This is a genomic window from Faecalibacterium faecis, assembly GCF_040096475.1.
In the GTDB taxonomy this organism is placed as follows: domain Bacteria; phylum Bacillota; class Clostridia; order Oscillospirales; family Ruminococcaceae; genus Faecalibacterium; species Faecalibacterium taiwanense.
The window spans coordinates 1-19606 of record NZ_JBBMEP010000003.1; the positions used below are offsets into that span (position 1 = coordinate 1).

Annotated in this window: 17 protein-coding genes, 1 tRNA gene and 1 pseudogene; 17 read left to right on the forward strand and 2 right to left on the reverse strand. The window is 55.5% G+C overall.

What is annotated here, in order from left to right:
* The 3 genes and pseudogenes from WMO17_RS02010 to WMO17_RS02020 form a co-directional block, all read left to right on the forward strand.
* Positions 1–176: pseudogene (locus WMO17_RS02010) on the forward strand (recombinase family protein); the annotation flags it as partial.
* A gap of 245 nt (positions 177–421) precedes the next feature.
* Positions 422–2194, forward strand: a complete 1773-nt coding sequence (locus WMO17_RS02015; RefSeq protein ID WP_349137374.1) for an oleate hydratase — start codon at positions 422–424, stop codon at positions 2192–2194.
* A gap of 269 nt (positions 2195–2463) precedes the next feature.
* On the forward strand, positions 2464–4221 hold the full coding sequence (locus tag WMO17_RS02020; RefSeq protein ID WP_005942151.1) for a bifunctional metallophosphatase/5'-nucleotidase: 1758 nt from the start codon (positions 2464–2466) through the stop codon (positions 4219–4221).
* 101 nt (positions 4222–4322) lie between these two features.
* On the opposite strand, the gene WMO17_RS02025 is transcribed toward WMO17_RS02020, so the two are convergent.
* Positions 4323–4396, reverse strand: a tRNA-Gln gene (locus tag WMO17_RS02025).
* 224 nt (positions 4397–4620) lie between these two features.
* On the opposite strand from WMO17_RS02025, the gene WMO17_RS02030 reads away from it, so the two are divergent.
* From WMO17_RS02030 to WMO17_RS02070, 9 genes are all read left to right on the forward strand, one after another.
* Positions 4621–4914, forward strand: coding sequence for a hypothetical protein (locus tag WMO17_RS02030; RefSeq protein WP_005942150.1), 294 nt, complete (start codon positions 4621–4623; stop codon positions 4912–4914).
* 122 nt (positions 4915–5036) lie between these two features.
* On the forward strand, positions 5037–5183 hold the full coding sequence (gene scfA / locus WMO17_RS02035) for a six-cysteine ranthipeptide SCIFF (protein ID WP_005926683.1): 147 nt from the start codon (positions 5037–5039) through the stop codon (positions 5181–5183).
* Between the two features lie 65 nt (positions 5184–5248).
* Positions 5249–6700, forward strand: coding sequence for a thioether cross-link-forming SCIFF peptide maturase (gene scfB, locus WMO17_RS02040; RefSeq protein WP_349137375.1), 1452 nt, complete (start codon positions 5249–5251; stop codon positions 6698–6700).
* Positions 6697–8118 (forward strand): Orn/Lys/Arg family decarboxylase, encoded by a 1422-nt coding sequence (locus WMO17_RS02045; RefSeq protein WP_349137376.1) that lies wholly within the window; start codon positions 6697–6699, stop codon positions 8116–8118. The genes scfB and WMO17_RS02045 overlap by 4 nt, the downstream gene beginning before the upstream one ends.
* Before the next feature lie 118 nt (positions 8119–8236).
* Positions 8237–9757 (forward strand): DUF3794 and LysM peptidoglycan-binding domain-containing protein, encoded by a 1521-nt coding sequence (locus tag WMO17_RS02050; protein WP_349137377.1) that lies wholly within the window; start codon positions 8237–8239, stop codon positions 9755–9757.
* 138 nt (positions 9758–9895) lie between these two features.
* Positions 9896–10681: an AzlC family ABC transporter permease gene (locus tag WMO17_RS02055; protein WP_349137378.1), complete on the forward strand. Its 786-nt coding sequence runs from the start codon at positions 9896–9898 to the stop codon at positions 10679–10681.
* Positions 10671–10976 (forward strand): AzlD domain-containing protein, encoded by a 306-nt coding sequence (locus WMO17_RS02060; protein ID WP_005942135.1) that lies wholly within the window; start codon positions 10671–10673, stop codon positions 10974–10976. The genes WMO17_RS02055 and WMO17_RS02060 overlap by 11 nt, the downstream gene beginning before the upstream one ends.
* 68 nt (positions 10977–11044) lie before the next feature.
* On the forward strand, positions 11045–11887 hold the full coding sequence (locus WMO17_RS02065) for an SDR family oxidoreductase (RefSeq protein ID WP_349137379.1): 843 nt from the start codon (positions 11045–11047) through the stop codon (positions 11885–11887).
* Between the two features lie 299 nt (positions 11888–12186).
* On the forward strand, positions 12187–13536 hold the full coding sequence (locus WMO17_RS02070) for a uracil-xanthine permease family protein (RefSeq protein ID WP_173014053.1): 1350 nt from the start codon (positions 12187–12189) through the stop codon (positions 13534–13536).
* Between the two features lie 3 nt (positions 13537–13539).
* Here the strand turns inward: WMO17_RS02070 and WMO17_RS02075 are convergent, their stop codons facing one another.
* Entirely contained in the window at positions 13540–14199 is a 660-nt protein-coding gene (locus WMO17_RS02075) for a nucleotidyltransferase family protein (RefSeq protein WP_349137380.1), read from the reverse strand.
* Positions 14200–14298: 99 nt separating this feature from the next.
* Between WMO17_RS02075 and WMO17_RS02080 the strand changes: the two genes are divergently transcribed.
* Genes WMO17_RS02080 through selD form a run of 5 tightly spaced genes read left to right on the forward strand, consistent with a single transcriptional unit; the run spans position 14299 to position 19596 of the window.
* The gene (locus WMO17_RS02080; protein WP_097781789.1) at positions 14299–15102 is read left to right on the forward strand and encodes an FAD binding domain-containing protein; all 804 of its coding nucleotides are present in this window, start codon (positions 14299–14301) and stop codon (positions 15100–15102) included.
* Positions 15103–15573 (forward strand): (2Fe-2S)-binding protein, encoded by a 471-nt coding sequence (locus WMO17_RS02085; protein ID WP_005942122.1) that lies wholly within the window; start codon positions 15103–15105, stop codon positions 15571–15573.
* Positions 15570–17861 carry a xanthine dehydrogenase family protein molybdopterin-binding subunit gene (locus tag WMO17_RS02090; protein ID WP_349137381.1) on the forward strand — a complete coding sequence of 764 codons (2292 nt, stop codon included), beginning with the start codon at positions 15570–15572 and terminating at the stop codon, positions 17859–17861. The genes WMO17_RS02085 and WMO17_RS02090 overlap by 4 nt, the downstream gene beginning before the upstream one ends.
* The gene (gene yqeC, locus WMO17_RS02095) at positions 17858–18565 is read left to right on the forward strand and encodes a selenium cofactor biosynthesis protein YqeC (RefSeq protein WP_120079254.1); all 708 of its coding nucleotides are present in this window, start codon (positions 17858–17860) and stop codon (positions 18563–18565) included. Before WMO17_RS02090 ends, yqeC begins: the two co-directional genes overlap by 4 nt.
* Positions 18562–19596, forward strand: coding sequence for a selenide, water dikinase SelD (gene selD / locus WMO17_RS02100; RefSeq protein ID WP_097781785.1), 1035 nt, complete (start codon positions 18562–18564; stop codon positions 19594–19596). Before yqeC ends, selD begins: the two co-directional genes overlap by 4 nt.
* Positions 19597–19606: the final 10 nt, after the last annotated feature.

A 19606-nucleotide genomic window follows, 5' to 3' on the forward strand; every position in this document is an offset into this window, starting at 1 on the left:
ATACATTCGTGAATGCTGTTTATCTCTATGATGAAAAAGTTTTGATTACATTCAACTACAAAGACGGCACAAAAACCGTCACTTTCGATGAGATCGCCGCCAAAGATGCCCCAGAGGGCAATGGTTCGGATTTGGGTTGCTTCGCTCCACCAACAAAAAGCACCTGGATTCGTTGAAATCTGGGCGCTTTTCTTTTTGCTGAAACTGGTTTATAAAGCACTCCATATCACAGAACGATTCGCTATTAGGGCGGCTTTTGTCACAATTTGTACGTATTTCCAGCAAAACAGAATGATTGTATAAAATTTATACACCCGCTAAAGTTTGTTTGTTGTCTGCTGCTGCGGCGCGGGGTATACTGTTGCCATAAGGACGGCGCAAGGATGCCGAAAAAAGCAATAAAAAGCAGGGAGGCTTTTCTATGTACTATTCCAGTGGCAACTATGAAGCATTTGCAACTCCTAAAAAGCCGGAGGGTGTCGATCATAAATCTGCATATATCATTGGTTCCGGTCTGGCCGCACTGACGGCTGCATGTTATCTGGTGCGTGACGGCCAGATGAAGGGCGAGCATGTGCATGTGTTTGAGAAAGACCCCATCCCCGGCGGTGCCTGCGACGGCTACAAATACGATATCGGTTACGTGATGCGCGGTGGACGCGAGATGGATAACCACTTCGAGGTCATGTGGGATCTGCTGCGCTCCATTCCGTCTCTGGAGACCGAGGGTGCCAGTGTGCTGGATGAGTACTACTGGCTGAACAAGGAAGACCCCAACTATTCACTGTGCCGTGCTACCGTCAACCGCGGCGAGGATGCCCACACCGATGGCAAGTTCGGCCTGTCTGATAAGGGTGCTATGGAGATCATGAAGCTCTTCTTCACCCCCAACGAGCAGCTGCAGGATAAGAAGATCACCGATTTCTTTGATGATGAAGTGCTGAACTCCAACTTCTGGCTGTACTGGCGCACCATGTTTGCCTTTGAAAACTGGCACAGTGCTCTGGAAATGAAGCTCTACCTCAAGCGCTATATCCACCATATCGGCGGCTTGCCGGATTTCACCGCCCTGCGCTTTACCCGCTACAACCAGTATGAATCTATCATCCTGCCCATGGTCACTTACCTGAAGGACCACGGTGTGCAGTTCCACTATGAGACCAAGGTCGTGGACGTGAAATTTGAGATCAATGGCAAGCGCAAGCAGGCAAGCAGCGTGGTTGTGGAGCACGCAGGTGAGATCAGCACCATTGACCTGACCGAAAATGATTTGCTGTTCATCACCAACGGCGGCTGCGTGGAAAGCTGCACGATGGGCGCACAGGACAAGGCAGCAGGCTTTGATCCCACCATCAAGCCGGGCAACGGCTGGGACCTGTGGAAGAAGATCGCTGCACAGGACCCCGCATTCGGCAATCCTGAAAAGTTCTGCTCCGACCCTGAACATTCCAACTGGGAAAGCGCCACCATCACTACGCTGGACGACAAGATCCCGCAGTATATCCAGAAGATCTGCAAGCGTGACCCGTTCAGTGGCCACACCGTCACCGGCGGCATCGTCACCGTTAAGGACTCCAACTGGCTGCTCAGCTGGACGCTGAACCGTCAGCAGCAGTTCCGAAACCAGCCCAAGAACCAGCTGTGCGTCTGGGTCTACGGCCTGTTCAGCGATAAGCCCGGCAACTACGTCAAAAAGGCCATGCGTGACTGCACCGGCAAGGAACTGTGCATGGAGTGGCTGTACCATATCGGTGTGCCCGAGGATCAGATCGAAGAGCTGGCCGAGCACAGTGCCAACACCATCCCGGTCATGATGCCGTATATCGATGCATTCTTTATGCCGCGTGCGATGGGCGACCGTCCTGATATCGTGCCGGAGGGTGCTGTCAATTTTGCCTTCCTGGGTCAGTTCGCCGAGACCGGCCGTGACACCATCTTCACCACAGAATACTCCATGCGCACCGGTATGGAAGCTGTGTACACCCTGCTGGACATCGACCGCGGTGTGCCCGAGGTCTGGGGCAGCACCTATGATGTACGTGCCCTGATCGATGCAACGGTCAAGCTGCGCGACGGCAAGAAGATCACCGACATGGATCTGCCGCTCATCCCGCGCCTTGCCATGAAGGAAGCTTTGAAAAAGATCGAGGGTACCGACCTTGAGAAATTCCTCAAGGAATACAATGCGATTTGAGCTCGTTGCTCTGATCCATTTTTGAATCCCCTTTGAAAACAGCCCGCTTTTGCAGTCAACGACTGGCTGCAGATGCGGGCTGTTTTTTGCCCCGAAAAGGAATAATGTTGCACAAAAAGTGCGGCTTAGTACCGTGAATTATGAACAAATTGTGCGATTCCGGGTTGTTCTTGGGTGTTTTGTGTGTTATGCTTAATATAATAAGCGTCGGGCTGGTTCTGTGCGCCCGATAAAAACAAAAGAGAGTTTTAAGAGGAGGTCGTTTTTCCATGAAACAGCTTATCTCCCGCCGCAGCTTCCTGAAGGCCGCAGGTGTCACCACGGCCGTTGCTGCCGTAAGTCTGGGCGCACCCGCTGCGTCTGCATGTTACCCCGGCAGCTTTAAGGACATTACGATCCTGTACACCAACGATGTTCATACTTACATCGACAAAAAATCGCCGGAACTGACCTATGCTGCCATCGCAGCTTTGAAAAAGAGCTATCAGGATGCAGGCAAAAATGTCCTGCTGGTAGATGCGGGCGACCATATTCAGGGTACCGCATATGGTTCCATGGACGAAGGTGCCTCTATCATCCAGCTGATGAACGCCGCTGGCTACGATGTTGCTACGCCCGGCAACCATGAATTCGACTACGGCATGGCCCGTGCAAAAGAGGTAATGGCTGAGGCAGATTTCCCGTACCTCTCCAGCAACTGGGTCAATCTGCCGCTGGGCAACCGCGTTCTGCCGGATGTCAAATACTTCACCATCGGCGGCCGCGTGATCGCATTTGTGGGCATCACCACGCCCGAGACCTTCACCAAGTCTACTCCGGCTTACTTCATGGATAAGAGCCAGAGCCGCTATATCTATGATATTCTGGGCGGTGACGACGGCCAGAAGCTGTACAAGGCTGTGCAGAAGTCCATTGATAAGGCCAAGGTTCTGGCTGACTACGTGATCGGTCTGGGCCATCTGGGCGTTGATCCTTCCTCTTCGCCCTGGACCAGCAAGGAAGTCATCGAGCACACCTCCGGCTTCGATGCATTCATCGACGGCCATTCTCACACCAAGATGGAGTGTGAGTGGGTGAAGGATCTGTCCGGCAAGGCTGTCGCCCTGACCCAGACCGGCTCTTATTTTGCAAATGTTGGCGAAATGACCATCAAGGCTGACGGCTCCATTGCCACTCGTCTGATTTCCTCTTACGAAGGCTCCGACAGTGCTGTTGCCGATATCCAGAACGCATGGGTCGCTTCTGTGGACGACATGCTGGGTGAGAAGATCGCTGTTGCCGATACGAACTTCTACATCTCCGACCCCGAGACTGGCAAGCGCCGCATCCGCATGGCAGAGACGAATCTCGGCGACTTCGTGGCCGACGGCATTTACTCCTACTTCAATGAGGTGGAACAGCTGCATTGTGACATCGCTATCATGAACGGCGGCGGCATCCGCGCCGATGAGAAAGCCGGCTACTGGACCTTCAAGACCTGCAAGCAGGTCAGCCCGTTTGGCAATGTGGCCTGCCTGATGTCTGTCACCGGCAAGCAGATCCAGGATGCACTGGAGTTTGCAGCCCGCTTTGCCGGAACGGAAAAGGAGAACGGCGGCTTCCTGCATGTGGCAGGCGCTTCCTACGAGATCCACGCCGATATCCCCAACACCGTGCAGACCGACGAGAAGAATGTCTGGATTGGCAGTGCCACCGGCACTCCGCGCGTGCAGAACGTGAAGATCTACAACAAGGCTTCCGGTACTTATGAACCGCTGGACGAGAGCAAGACCTACGCTCTGGCTGGCATGAATTACACTCTGCGCAATCTGGGCGATGGCTTTGCCATGTTTGATGGCGCAGAGCTGATCAAGGACTATGTGTCTGAGGATTACCTTGTGATGTCTACCTATGCCATGACCTTTGGCGGTGTAGATGCAGAGGGTCTGCCGCATTTGACCACCGCAAACAGCCCGCTGGCCGATTACCCGGGCTATCTGCTGGATTACGAGAATCCCTACGGCGCAGGCCGCATCAGCATCCTGTAATAACTGCATAAAAATGGGCGTACCGTCGCAAAGACGGTACGCTGTTTTTGTATAACAATATAGAACGAAAAAAGCCATCCGGTGTAAACCAGATGGCTTTTTGGTTGGGGATGAGAGAATCGAACTCCCACAAGTAGAGTCAGAGTCTACCGCACTACCACTATGCAAATCCCCAATATTCGATTGCGTTTCGCAGTGTGACCCGCTCAACGTGTGCTATTATACGCGGAAAAGTGATACTTGTCAAGCGTGATTTTGAAAAAAATGCAAACTTTTTTAAAATGCGCGCACCAGCGGAGAAGTTTCTGCTTTACCATAAACTGGCATATTCTGCACCGGTCTCTTCATATACTAAAATGTACAAACCTTCAAGATACACAAAGAAGAGGAGGACGGCCTATGCTGGAACGAACCCATGCCCAGAACACCCAAACTTTGCTTTCGAGCCGCATCCCGCGGGATACCGAGCACGAACGTTATCACCCAGAACTGGAAGAAGAGCTGAAGGAATGTCTGTTCTGCCTGCGGCGCAATGAGATGATGTTTGATCTGGAGGTAGATACAGACCTGATCGAGCAGCGCATTTACGAGCGGCAGGCGCTTTTGTGCCGCTACCGGTACTTACTGGCCAGGGCGCGGGAGCTGGGGCTGCACACCGTCCTGACGAAGTATCAGCCTGCTGGACAGGTTTGAACAGGTTGGCAGCATAAAAATCTTGACAGAAAGCCCCTTGCGTGTTATCATAAGCAAAGATAAATGCGTACTGGGCTTTGTCCGGCGCGATGAAATTTTGAGAGTTAGAGAGGTTTTCTATTATGGAACGTATTAAGACCATTGCTACTCGTGACCTGACCAAGAGCGTTAAGACCGGCGGCTGCGGCGAGTGCCAGACTTCCTGCCAGTCCGCTTGCAAGACCTCCTGCGGCGTGGCTAACCAGCAGTGCGAGAACAGCAACAAGTAATTTTTGCAACCCCCTGCCGCCTTTGCCGGGCGGCATTTTTTTGTATAATTGGAATGGAGAGTAAAATGGTACACCAGTATCAATTGAACGGCTATAACATCGTGCTGGACACCTGCAGCGGCTCGGTGCATGTGGTGGACGATGTTGCATACGATATCATTGCCATGTACCCGGAGCATACTGCTGACGAGATCGTTTCGGCTATGATGGCAAAGTATGGAGACCGCGAGGATGTCACGGAGGAAGATCTGCGTCAGTGCATCGATGATGTGACCAGCCTGAAGGAAGCAGGCAAGCTGTGGACCCCGGATACCTATGAGAATATGGCTTTCGACTTTAAAAACCGCAACACCGTGGTCAAGGCCTTGTGCCTGCATGTTGCACACACCTGCAACCTGAACTGCTCCTATTGCTTTGCTTCGCAGGGCCGCTATCAGGGCGACCGTGCGCTGATGAGCTTTGAAGTGGGTAAGCGTGCCATGGACTTCCTGATCGAAAACTCCGGCACCCGCCGCAACCTTGAGGTGGACTTCTTTGGCGGCGAACCGCTGATGAACTTTGATATGGTCAAAAAGCTGGTGGCTTACTGCCGTGAGCAGGAGAAGATCCACAACAAGAACTTCCGCTTTACCATGACCACCAACGGTATGCTGATCGATGACGATGTGATCGATTTCTGCAACAAGGAGTGCCACAATGTGGTGCTGAGTCTGGATGGCCGCAAAGAGGTCAACGACCGCTTCCGCAAGGACTATGCAGGCCATGGCAGCTACGATACCATCGTGCCCAAGTTCCAGGAGTTCGTGAAGAAGCGCGGCGACAAGAACTACTACATGCGCGGCACCTACACCCACTACAACACCGACTTCACCAACGATATCTTCCACATGGCCGACCTCGGCTTTACTGAGCTGAGCATGGAGCCTGTGGTGTCCAAGCCCGGCGACCCCAGTGCCCTGACCGAGGAAGATCTGCCCATCCTGAAGGAACAGTACGAGATCCTTGCCAAGGAAATGATCAAGCGCAACCGCGAGGGCCGTGGCTTTACCTTCTACCACTACATGATCGACCTCACCGGCGGCCCCTGCATCTACAAGCGCATTTCCGGCTGTGGCTCCGGCACGGAGTACATGGCTGTTACTCCTTGGGGCGATCTGTACCCCTGCCACCAGTTTGTGGGCGACCCCAAGTATCTGATGGGCGATATCTGGAAGGGCGTTACCAACACCGCTGTGCGGGATGAGTTCAAGCACTGCAACGCCTATGCCCGCAAGGAGTGTCAGGACTGCTGGGCAAAGCTGTACTGCTCCGGCGGCTGTGCAGCCAACTCCTACCATGCCACCGGCAATATCACCGGCGTGTACGAGTACGGCTGTGAGCTGTTCAAAAAGCGAATGGAATGCGCTATCATGATCAAGGTCGCTGAGAATCAGGAACTTGCCGCCAAGGGCATCGAGGTGCCTATTGAGCTTGGTTCCACCTGTAACGCCTGTGCTGATGGCGAAGCCTGCGAATGAGCACGACCACGCCTATTGTGGATTTTGTGCGCCGTTACGCACAGTCCGGCACCTCGCGGCTGCATATGCCCGGCCACAAGGGCCAGAGCCTTTTGGGCTTTGAGCCGTGGGACATTACCGAAATAAAGGGTGCGGATGAACTGTATGGGGCTGACGGCATCATTGCCCAGAGCGAAGCCAACGCTACCCGGCTGTTCGGCACGGTGCATACCTATTACAGCACAGAGGGATCGTCCCAGTGCATCCGTGCAATGCTGTGCCTTGCACTGCAGGCTGCGCCCGCAGCCGGACAGCGCCCGGTCCTGCTGGCAGCGCGCAACGCTCACAAAGCGCTGTTGTATGCGGCGGCGCTGCTGGATTTTGATATCCAGTGGCTCTGGCCTGCGCCGCAGGATGCCGGTGCACTTTGCAGCTGCCCGGTGTCAGCTGCAAAGCTGACAGGTGCTCTGCAGGGTTTGGCACAGCAGGGCAAAAGGCCCTTTGGTGTCTACATCACCAGTCCGGATTATCTGGGCGGCGTGCAGGATATTGCAGCGCTGGCCGGAGTGTGCAAGGATTTTGGCGTTCCGCTTCTGGTGGATAATGCCCACGGTGCTTACCTGCGTTTTCTGCCGCAGGGCGGTCAGCATCCTATTGCGCTGGGCGCGGCCATGTGCTGCGACTCCGGCCATAAAACGCTGCCCGTTGTCACTGGCGGCGCATACCTGCATCTGGGCAAAAATGCCCCCATTCAGGACGAAGCCGCTGTGCGCAATGCACTGGCATTGTTTGGTTCCACCAGTCCGTCTTACCTGATCTTGCAGTCGCTGGACAAATGCAATCAGGTTCTGTCGGAGGGTTATCCGCTGCGGCTTTTGCAGTGCTGCGGATATTTGACCCGCCTGCGCCGGGAGCTGAACGAAGCCGCTGCGGCAAAACACTGCCCGGGGCCGCTGGCACTGGAAAGCGAACCTCTCAAGGTTACGCTGGATGCTGCTACACTGGGCATGACCGGCACAGAGCTTGCAGAAGCGCTGCGCAGCGCAAAGGTCGAGTGCGAATATGCCGACCCGCGCTATGTTGTGCTGATGTTCACCCCGGCAAATCCGCCGCAGGACTTTGAACGGCTGACTTCTGCCGTTCTCCACATTGTGGAAAACCTTACAGGACCGTTCCCGCTCCCGGAAAAAAGCGATCGTGAGCTTTTGGAGCTGGAACACGAATTGCACACCTGCTGCAGCATCCGGCAGGCCGTGTTTGCCCCGCAGGAGCAGGTGCCCACAGAGCAGGCGGTGGGGCGTATCTGCGCTATGCCGACGGTTTCCTGCCCGCCTGCGATCCCCATTGCGGTCAGCGGCGAGAAGATCACATCGGCTGCCGTCCGGCTGATGCAGAAATACCATGTAATGCAGGCGGCTGTCCTGCGCAAAACGATCTGATTGTTTCAAAAGGCCCAAAGGCATCGTGCGTTTTGCACGGTGCCTTTTTTGCGCGCATATCCTGCAAAGCATGTGCATACTTTTCCAGTAGAGACGGACAGGGAAAGGAGCACACTGCATGGAACTGAAGATCTTTCGGGATACACTGCCGCAGGCAGGCACGAGCTGCACCGTCAAGGCAGAACTTCCGCTGGAAACCGAGATCCTGATTTCAGATTATCTTCCGCCGGTGTTCAAGCTGGTCAAATGCTTTGCAAAACCGGTGGTGCTGCAAAAGCAGCTGCAGCCCGGGCGGCTTACATTGGAAGGCTATCTGCGCTGCACTGTGTTTTATCAGGGCGAGGACGGGGCCGGGCTTTGCCAGACCGAGCAGAAGCTGCCGTTTACAAAGCAGCTGGAGGTGCCGGAATTCTCCTTCACCAGCTGGATGGCCATGGTAGAAGGGCAGACCGAATACCTCAACTGCCGAGCGGTAAACCCGCACCGCATCGAGGTGCGCGGAGCCTATGGTCTTGTAGTTACTATCCATACACAGGATAAACAGGAACTGATCACGGCGCTGGCCGATGGCGGCATTGAACAGAAATTGCAGACGCTGAACGGCGTGCGCAGCACCGCGGTGCTGGAAAAGCTGGTCACTGTGGAAGGGGAGCTTGTTTTTGCAAAGCCGCCCGCAGCCATTCTGGATATTACCGGCAGCGCCGCCGTGCGGGAGGTAAAGCTGCTGGCGGGCAAGGCAGTGGTCAAGGGCGAGGTACGTGCCCAATGCGCCTGGCGCGCGGAAGGCGAAAGCAGCCTGCAAAGTCAGGCGGCATCCCTGCCGTTCAATCAAGTGGTGGATCTGGAAGGCGTGGCAGAGGACTGCAGATGCATGTGCGTGCTGGAGCCGGTTGGCTTTGCCCTTGCGGAGGGCGAACAGGAAGCCAGCGGCCAACTGACAGCCAGCGTGATGATGCATTTGCACGCATGGCGGCCCTGCCAGCTGCAATACGTAGCGGATGCCTTTTCTACGCAGTTTGAAACCGCCGTCACGCCGCAGGAATTGGCAGCAGAAGATCTTGCCTGTATGCTGAACGAGACAGCATCTTCCACGGCCTCCGGGCCGCTGCCAGATGCGGATGCTCAGCTGCGCGCCTGCTTTGTGTCTTATGGACCGGCGCAGGTAACACCTTACCGCGACGGCTGGGCCTTTACGGTGCGTGCCGTTGCCACCGCCTTTGCCGAGAACAGTCTTGCCGAGCTGGAAAGCTACGAAAAAACACTGGAGCTTGTCTTTCCGCTTGCAGTAGAAGCCCCGCCGGGTGCACAGTTCAGCCCGGAATGCTGGCTGAGCACCGAGAACATCCAGTGCAGCTGCACTGGCGGCACATTGGAAGTGACGGTCACCGCCCGTGCCGAAGGAGCCATCCTCTGCCGGAGCACACATCCGGGCATCGGCAGCATTGAGCTGGGCGAACCGCTGACGACTCCGGACCCGGAGATCGCACTGCGCATCTACTATGCACAGGCAGGGGAGGAGTTGTTCGGCATTGCCAGACGGTTCCATGTGTCACCGGCACAGATCCTGACGGCAAATGGGCTGGAAGCCGGTACGCAGGTCCTGCCGCAGGCGATGCATTTTCTGGTGCCAGGTGCATAAATCGACGAAGAACGCTGCCTTTTCAGGCGGCGTTTTCCTTTTGTGCCGAAAAGAAAGTGAAAAAGCCCTTTCTTCTCTGTGTGCGTGAGAGTATAATAAAAAGCGGTGTTTGAAATAGGAAAGGAGTAAAAAACAAAGATGAATTCCAAAAGTAAGCTCCTTGCCCCGGAGCTTGTCAATGCAGAAAGGCCGGTTTGGGCTTTCAGCAAAAAGATTTTCTGTGAGGGCATGCGGGATGGCGTTCCCATTGCGCTGGGCTATTTTGCTGTTTCCTTCTCGCTGGGCATTGCGGCCCGCCGGGCAGGCTTTACCCCGTTTCAGGGCTTTCTGGTCAGCCTGCTGAACAACGCTTCGGCAGGCGAGTACGCTGCATTTGCCATCATCATGGCCAATGCAACCTATCTGGAAGTGGCCATCATCACACTGATTGCCAATGCGCGCTATCTGCTCATGAGCTGCGCACTGGCCCAGCGCTTTGCGCCGGGCACACCCTTCTGGCACAGGCTGCTCATCGGTTATGATGTGACAGACGAGCTTTTTGGCATCACCATTGCACGGCCCGGCAGCCTGAACCCATATTATACCTACGGTGCCATTCTGCTGGCGGCACCGGCTTGGGCCATCGGTACAGCGTTGGGCATCATTGCGGGCAATCTGCTGCCGCTGCGGGCTGTCAGTGCGCTGAGCGTTGCCCTTTACGGCATGTTCCTTGCCATCATCATTCCTCCGGCGCGTAAGAGCAGGGTGGTAGCTGCACTTGTTGCCATCAGCTTTGCACTGAGCTTTGTGTGCAATTACCTGCCGGGTATCTCCGCTCTTTCGGAGGGCACGCGCACCATTTTGCTCACAGTGCTCATTTCCAGCGCTGCAGCAGTTCTTTTTCCGGTAAATCCAGACGAGCAGGAGGCAGAGCATGACGCATAATCATTACATTTACATTGCAGTGATGGCGCTGGTATCCTATGCCATCCGCATCCTTCCGCTCACACTGATCCGCAAGCCCATCAAAAATCGCTTCATTCAGTCGTTTCTGTATTATGTGCCCTATGTGACGCTGGCGGTCATGACCTTCCCGGCCATTGTCAACGCGACCCAGAGCCCGGCTGCCGGTGCCATGGCGCTGGTGGTAGGCATTGCAGCTGCTTGGTTCGGCGCAAGCCTGTTTCAGGTATCTGTGGCCTGCTGTGCCGTCGTGTTCGTGCTGGAACTGTTCCTTTAAAATTTCTGTGCCCGGCAGGCTGTCATGCTGCTGGGCACTTTTTCATTGCCCTGCAGGAGGAAATTATCATGAAAAAAATTCTTATCACCGGTGCAGGCGGCTTTGTCGGCTCCCGCATTTTGCAGCAGTGGCAGGGAAAGTACGAGCTTTGCGCCCTTCCAAAAGGCTTTTTCTGTACAGCCGATGAAGCTCTCACCCGTGCACAGGTGGAAGCTTTGCATCCGGATGTGATCCTGCACACCGCCGCTCTTTCCGATACCAGTTACTGTGCGCAGCATCCGGCAGAAGCTTACCGTGCCAATGTGGAGCTGCCAGTCTGGCTGGCACGGGCTGCGCAGCAGACGAAGGCAAAGCTGGTGGCATTCAGCTCGGATCAGGTCTATGCTGGTGTGCAGCAGCAGGGGCCGCTGCCGGAAACACTGGCCCTGCATCCCGCAAACATTTACGGCCAATACAAGCTGAAAGCAGAGCAGCGTGTGCTGGAGCTCTGCCCGGACTCGGTCCATCTGCGTGCCAGTTGGATGTATGACCTGCCCGGCTATGGGCTGCCCATCCGGGGCAATCTGCCGCTGAATCTTCTGCGTGCCGCGCTGAAGGGAGAGGCTCTGCGCTTCTCCCGGAACGACCACCGCGGCGTGACCTATGTGCGGCAGGTGATCGAAAATCTGGAGCCTGCCATGGCGCTGCCCGGCGGCGTATACAATTTTGGCAGCGGCAATGCCGAAAACATGGTATGCACCGCCCGGCAGTTTGCCGAAACGCTGGGAATCGCTGTGCAGATCGAGGAAGAAAGCTGGGGCCGAAACCTTGTGATGGACACCACAAAACTGGAACGCTTCGGCATCCGGTTCGACACCACTCAGCATGGGATCCAGCGCTGTTTAAAAGATTACGGGCTAAGAACGCTGTAAAATTTCCATATCGCACAAAAATCAAATAAAACAAAACAAAAAAGCAGGAGTTCTGCGCGAAATTCTTCCGACCAAAGCGGAAAAAACGCACAAAGCGCCCTGCTTTTTGTGTTTCTCAGCGGGAAACAGCCGTTCACGAAAAAGTCATACTTAATTTACAAGGATACGCAGTTTTGCTATAATAAATCCGCTTTTTTGGTAAAGCAGTCGAAAAGAATGATTTTTGTCAAGATTTGAGGAGAGTGGAACATTTGAAGGAAGTCAAGCTCGAAGAGTCGGCGTATCAGTTCGACGCAAAAATGTCCCTGAAACAGGCGATCCCGCTGGGTCTGCAGCATGTCTGCGCCATGTTTGTGGGCAACCTGACCCCGCTGCTGATCATCACCAGTGCCTGCGGCATTGCGGGTGGTGAGTTCGCAGATCTGCAGGTCACGCTGCTGCAGAGTGCCATGTTTGTGGCCGGCGTAGTCACGCTGGTACAGCTGTTCACCATCGGCCCCGTGGGCGGTAGCGTGCCCATCATCATGGGCACCAGTTCCGGTTTTATCGGCGTGTTCAACAGTGTTGTCGGCAGCATGGGCGGCGGTGTGCTGGCCTATGGTGCCATTATGGGTGCATCCATCATCGGCGGCATCTTTGAAAGCGTGCTGGGCTTCTTCCTCAAGCCTCTGCGCAAGTTTTTCCCGCCGGTCGTCACCGGTACGGTTGTGCTTTCCATCGGTCTTTCGCTGATTTCGGTGGGCATCAATTCCTTTGGCGGCGGCAACAGCGCAAAAGACTTCGGCTCCATGGAAAATCTGCTGCTGGCCCTGTTCGTTCTGGTGGTCATTCTGATCTTCAAGCATTGGACCACGGGCTTCCTCAGCTCTTCCGCGATCCTGATCGGCATTCTGGCCGGTTACGTTGCGGCTTTTGTCATGGGTCTGGTGCTGCCCACCACCGGTGTCACTGCCGATGGTGTAGAGTTTACCAAGGCATGGGTGCTCAACTGGAATAAAGTGGCACAGGCCTCCTGGTTTGCCATTCCCAAGCTGATGCCGGTCAAGATCGTGTTTGATATGCGCGCCATTATGCCGGTGATGATCATGTTCGTTGTTACCGCTGTTGAGACTGTGGGTGATATCTCCGGTGTCATGGAGGGCGGCATGAATCGTGAACCCACCGATAAAGAGCTGTCCGGCGGTGTGATTTGTGACGGTCTGGGCTCCTCCTTTGCGGCTTTGTTCGGCGTACTGCCCAACACTTCCTTCAGTCAGAACGTGGGTCTGGTGGCCATGACCAAGGTGGTCAACCGCATGGCTCTGGCCTCCGGCGCCATCTTCCTGATCCTGTGCGGTCTGATCCCCAAGCTCGGCGCGCTGATCTCCATTATGCCGCAGGCCGTTCTGGGCGGTGCTGCCGTTATGATGTTCTCTTCCATCGTGGTCAGCGGCATCCAGCTCATCACCAAGGAAAAGATGACCCCGCGTCAGCTTACCATCGTCTCGGTGGCTCTGGGTGTTGGCTACGGCATGGGTGCTAACAGCGGTATTCTGGCACAGGCTCCGCACGCTTTCCAGCTGATCTGCGGCGAGTCCGGCATCGTTCCGGCTGCGTTTGTGGCGATCCTGCTGAATGTGCTGCTGCCGAAGGATGACAAGGCAGTATAAAGCTCAAAGCTTCTGCCGGGCCAGTGCTTCCAATTGCGCCAGTGCTTCGGGCGTGTCGGCGTCGGCCAATTCATTCCGATCCGCAATGTAAACGGTGTGAACATGCGCGGGATATTTCCGAAGCAGAACACTTCCGCCCATGCCCTGCGGCAAGGTGAGCAGTTCCTGAAAAAGTCCTTTTTCAAACAGAACGGGACTTCCAGTAAGGGGAGACGGGTCGTTACGGACCCGGAATCCCAGACGGAAGATCTCCCGTTCTGTTTCTTTTTGCCGCTCCAGCCGAGTCCTTTGATCCCATCCGGAGATGCCTGCCATGGCTTCCACTGTCTCGCGGCACAAAAGCGGTTGGTCTCCCGGCAGGAACATGCAGCCAAAAAGCTCCGGAACCTGTTCCAGCAGCGCAGAAAGACCCAGCCGCACCGTATCGTTTCGGCCAGGCAGATCGTGCAGCAGCACCGGAACATTGCGGGAGCGGCAAAGCTGCGCAACTTCGTCCGAACGTGTCACCACGATGCGGGCCGAAAGCTTTGGAGTATCGGTCGCCGCAAATGCACGGCAAAGCATCGGCTCCCCGCAGAAATCTGCCAGCAGCTTGTTGGAACCAAAACGGTGGCTTACCCCGGACGCCATGATGACACAGCCCACCGGAAGAAGTTCTTTCATATAGTACCACTCTTTCTGAAACGAATTCACAATAGTATTATATCGAAATCTGTGTTAAAATAAAAGAACAGAGAAAAAAAGAGAGAGGAACCTGCATCTATGATGACGATCCGAGAATATAAGCAGGCCGAAAGTCTGGAAGAAGCGTGGCAGCTGAACCAGAAAAAGGCCAACCGTGTGCTGGGCGGCATGATCTGGCTCAAAATGGAGAACATCAATGTCGGTACAGCCATCGACCTGTCCGGTCTGGGACTGGACACCATAGAGGAGACCGAGGGCAGCTTTTCCATTGGTGCCATGGTTACACTGCGCCAGCTGGAAGAGCACGCCGGTCTTGCTGCGTATACCCATGGCGCAGTAAAGGAAGCGCTGCGGCATATCGTGGGCGTGCAGCTGCGCAATCTGGCAACTGTGGGTGGCAGCATCTACAGCCGGTTCGGCTTTTCCGATGTGCTCACGCTGTTTATGGCCATGGACTGTTCGGTGGAGTTGTACAAGGGTGGAATCATATCCCTGCAGGAGTATGCTGAGCGCCCCTATGACCGGGACATCCTTGTGCGGCTGATCGTTAAAAAGGAAGAAGCAGAATTTTTCTATCAGTCCGTGCGCAACAGCCAGACTGATATCCCGGTGCTTACCTGCGCTGCCGCCCGTCTGGAAAACGGCAGCTATCGCATTGCGATCGGTGCGCGGCCGCTCAAGGCTGTGCTGTTTGAGCTGCCGGCAAAGGCGGGTGTTTCTGCGCAGGAACTGGCGCAGAACTTTGCCGATGAAGTAAAGCAAAAAATTGTCACTGGCTCCAATATGCGCGGCAATGCCGAGTACCGCCGCCATCTGGCAGGCGTTCTGACAAAGCGTGCTGTTCTGGAACTGGAAGCACGCACGGCACAGGAGGAAAATTAAATGCAGATCACTCTTACATTGAACGGCATCAAGGTCACAGAGGATGTGGCTGCAGATATGCTGCTGATCGATTTTGTACGTGCCCACGGCTGCAAGAGCGTCAAGCGCGGCTGTGAGACCTCCAACTGCGGTCTGTGCACGGTGTTTCTGGACGAGAAACCGGTGTTGTCCTGTTCGGTACTGGCAGCGCGTGCCAGCGGCCACAGCATTACCACACTGGAAGGCCTGCAGGAAGAAGCCGCGGAATTCGGCGGCTTTATCGCGGATCAGGGTGCAGAGCAGTGTGGCTTCTGCAACCCGGGCTTTATCATGAACGCGCTGGCCCTCTTCCGCGAGAATCCGTACCCCAGTGAGGAAGAAGTGAAGGAATATCTCTCCGGCAACCTCTGCCGCTGCTCTGGCTATGAGGGCCAGCTGCGCGGCATCATGAACTTTCTGGCATGGAAAAAGCAGAAGGAGGCCGCAGAATGAGTACCATCAACAAGCCTTTCCGTAAAAAGGATGCCATGCAGCTGGTCACCGGCCAGCCCGTCTATATGGACGATGTGATCCCGCAGGACTGCCTGATTGTAAAGCTGCTGCGCTCTCCGCACGCAAATGCCATCGTCAAAACGATCAATACGGCTGTAGCAAAAAAGGTGCCCGGCATCGAGGCAATCTTTACATGGGAGGATGTGCCGCAGGATGCGCCGCGCTACACGCAGGCTGGCCAGACCTATCCGGAAGCCAGTCCGCGTGACCGCCTGCTCATTGACCGCCATGTGCGTTTTGTGGGCGATGTGGTGGCCATTGTGGCCGGTAAGGACGAAAAGTGCGTGGATAAGGCTCTCAAGCTCATCAAGGTGGAGTATGAGGTTTTGGAAGCAGTGCTGGACTATCACACTGCCAAGGACAACCCCATTCTGGTGCATCCGGAGGACAACTGGGCCAGTCTGTGCCCGGTGGGAGCCGACAACAAACGCAACCTCTGCGCCCACGATGAGAGTGGTTCCGGCGATATCGATGCTGTATTGGCGGCCAGCGATGTAGTCATTGACCATGTGTACCACACCAAGGCCTGCCAGCAGGCCATGATGGAGACCTTCCGCACCTACTGCTCCATTGATACCTATGGGCGGCTGAATGTGCTCAGCTCCACGCAGATCGTGTTCCATGCACGGCGCAATATTGCGAACGCACTGCATATTCCCAAATCCATGGTGCGCGTGGCAAAGCCCCGCATCGGCGGCGGATTTGGTGCCAAGCAGACGGCGGTCAGTGAGGTATATCCGGCTTTTGTGACTTGGAAGACCAAAAAGCCCTCCAAAATCATTTTCAGTCGTGTGGAAAGCCAGATCGCATCCTCGCCGCGTCACGAAATGGAGATCCATGTGCGGCTGGGTGCCACGAAGGACGGCGTTGTGAAGGGCATTGATCTGTACACCCTTTCCAATACCGGTGCTTACGGTGAGCATGGCCCTACGACCGTGGGCCTTTCCGGTCACAAGTCCATCCCGCTGTACGGCAAGGCAGAAGCCTTCCGCTTTATCAGTGATGTGGTGTATACGAACCACATGTCTGCCGGTGCTTACCGCGGTTACGGCGCAACGCAGGGACTGTTTGCCGTAGAATCTGCTGTCAATGAACTGGCTCATAAGCTGAATATGGACCCCTTTGAGCTGCGGCTGAAAAACGCCGTACAGGAGGGCGATGTGATGCCCGCCTACTATGGGGCTGTCAACACCAGCTGCGCGCTGGACCGCTGCCTTGTCAAGGTGCGGGATATGATCGACTGGGAGCACAAATACCCTGCCCGTGATATGGGCAACAGCAAGGTGCGCGCTGTCGGTATGGGCATGGCGATGCAGGGCTCCGGCATTTCCGGCATGGATGTGGGCAGTGCCACCCTGAAACTGAATGACGACGGCTTCTATACCCTGATGATCGGTGCGGCCGACATGGGCACCGGCTGTGACACTACACTGGCGCAGATCGCTGCCGAGGTTCTGGACTGCCCGCTGGACAATATCACGGTCTTCGGAGCTGATACGGATACCTCGCCCTATGACTCCGGCTCCTATGCGTCTAGTACCACTTACGTTACCGGCAAGGCCACCGAAAAGTGTGCCATGAAGCTGCGCGGCCAGATCTGCAAGCTGGGCGCAGAGCTGCTGGAATGCACCGAGGACGAGGTGGAATTTGATGGAAAAGATGTTTTCAAGAGCAAAGATCCCACACAGAAAAAGTCTCTGAGCGAGATCGCGTATGCTTCTCAGTTCGGCCACATGGTTCCGCTGGAAGCCACCGAAACACATACTTCGCCTTTGTCGCCGCCGCCGTTCATGGTTGGTGCTGCTGAGGTGGAAGTGGATACTGAGACCGGCGAGGTAAAGCTGCTGGAGTTTGATGCCTGTGTGGACTGCGGCACGCCCATCAACCCGAACCTGACCCGTGTGCAGACTGAGGGCGGTCTGCTGCAGGGCATCGGCATGACTCTGACCGAAAACATCACCTACGATAAAAATGGCTACCCGGAAGAGAATTCTCTGTTCCAGTACAAAATTCCGGCCCGCACCGATGTGGGCAAGATCAAGGTTGAATTCGAGAGCAGCTATGAACCCAACGGACCCTTTGGCGCAAAGTCCATTGGTGAGGTGGTCATCAACACACCGCTGCCTGCCATTTCCGATGCCATCTATAACGCTATCGGTACCCGGTTCTATGAGCTGCCCATCACACCGGAAAAAATCGCCATGGCAGTTGCAGAAAAGCAGAAATGATCGACGAAAAAATTTTTCCGTTTCTTGCGGAGAAGGGACATGTTATTTCTCTGGTGGGCGGCGGCGGAAAGACCACACTGATGTACAATCTGGCTGCGCACTGCGCCCGCAAGGGCTGGCGGGTATTGGCCGCTACCACCACCCATATTATGCAGCCGCCCGGCGGGGTCTGGGCACAGACGGATGCAGAGCTTTTCCGCCTGTGGAAGTGCGGCAGTTATGCCGTGGCCGGAACCGCTGCACACGGCGGCAAATTGACGGCCCCGCCGCAGGCACAGCTGGAGCGCTGGATGACCCTTGCAGATATCGTGCTCATTGAAGCGGACGGCGCAAAACGGATGCCCTGCAAGGCACCCGCTGCGCACGAGCCGGTGCTTTTACCGCAGTGCGATACGGTTCTGGCCGTAGCAGGGCTTTCTGCGTTGAGGCATCCGCTCCGGGAGGTCTGTTTCCGGGCAGAGCTTGCCGCAGAGCTGCTTTGTGTTCCGCAGGATGCGCAGTTGACACCGGAACTTCTGGCAAATCTGCTTGCAAGTGAAGCCGGTGGAAGGAAGGCTGTAGGGGATCGCAGCTTTTATGTTGTACTCAATCAGGTCGATACAAAAGAGCAGGCTGCTCTGGCCCGGCAGGTGGCTGATATTCTGAAAAAAATTTATCGGATTTCCTGCGCTACGTCTCATTTCGAGAAAGGAGAACGTGCATGAGCAAAGAAGGCAAGATCGTGTTCTGCACCGGCGGCGGATGTACCGCAAAGCTGGGAGCCGGAGCGCTGAGCCGTATTCTGGAAAAGCTGCCGCGCGGTGCAAGAGACCCGAGCCTGCTGGTGGGCTACGACAGCCGGGATGATGCCGCCGTGTACCGCATAACAGATGATATTGCGCTGGTGCAGACGGTGGACTTTTTTCCGCCGATGGTGGACGACCCCTATACCTTCGGGCAGATCGCAGCGGCCAACGCCCTGAGTGATGTCTATGCCATGGGTGGCGAGGTTAAGACTGCACTGAACCTTGTCTGCTTCCCGGAGAGCATGGATCTGAACATTCTGGGCGAGATTCTGCGCGGCGGAGCCAAGAAGGTGGCCGAAGCGGGCGGAAGCCTTGCGGGCGGGCATTCCATTGCCGATACAGGTGTGAAATACGGACTTTCGGTGACTGGCCTTGTGGACCCGAAAAAAATGTATACGAATGATTCCGGCAGGCCCGGCGACAAGCTGATTTTAACAAAAGCTCTGGGCGTGGGCCTGATCTGCACGGCAAACCGTGTGGGCGAAGCGGCACCGAAAGATATGGCCGGTGCCATTGCGTCCATGACAACGCTGAACAAAAACGCTGCCGAGATCAGCCGAAAGTATACGGTCCACGCGGCAACCGATGTGACCGGTTTCAGTTTTCTGGGCCATCTGCACGAGATGATGGGCGGAAAGCTTTCCTGTATCATTGATGCACGGATGGTGCCGGTTCTACCGGGAGCCGAAAAAGCGGCAGATGATTTTTTGTATACCGCTGCCGGACAGCGCAACCGCAACCATACCGGCCCATATGTCACTTTTGAAAATGTGCCGTTTGCAATGGAAGAGGTGCTGTTTGACCCACAGACTTCCGGCGGACTATTGCTGGCCGTGTTGCCAGAAGAAGCAAATGCGCTGGAAGCAGAGCTGCAGGCCGCTGGCCTGCCCGCAAAGATCGTGGGTGAGATCATACCCAAAACCGAACAGGAAATCACTGTAAAATACTGATGGAGGCCTA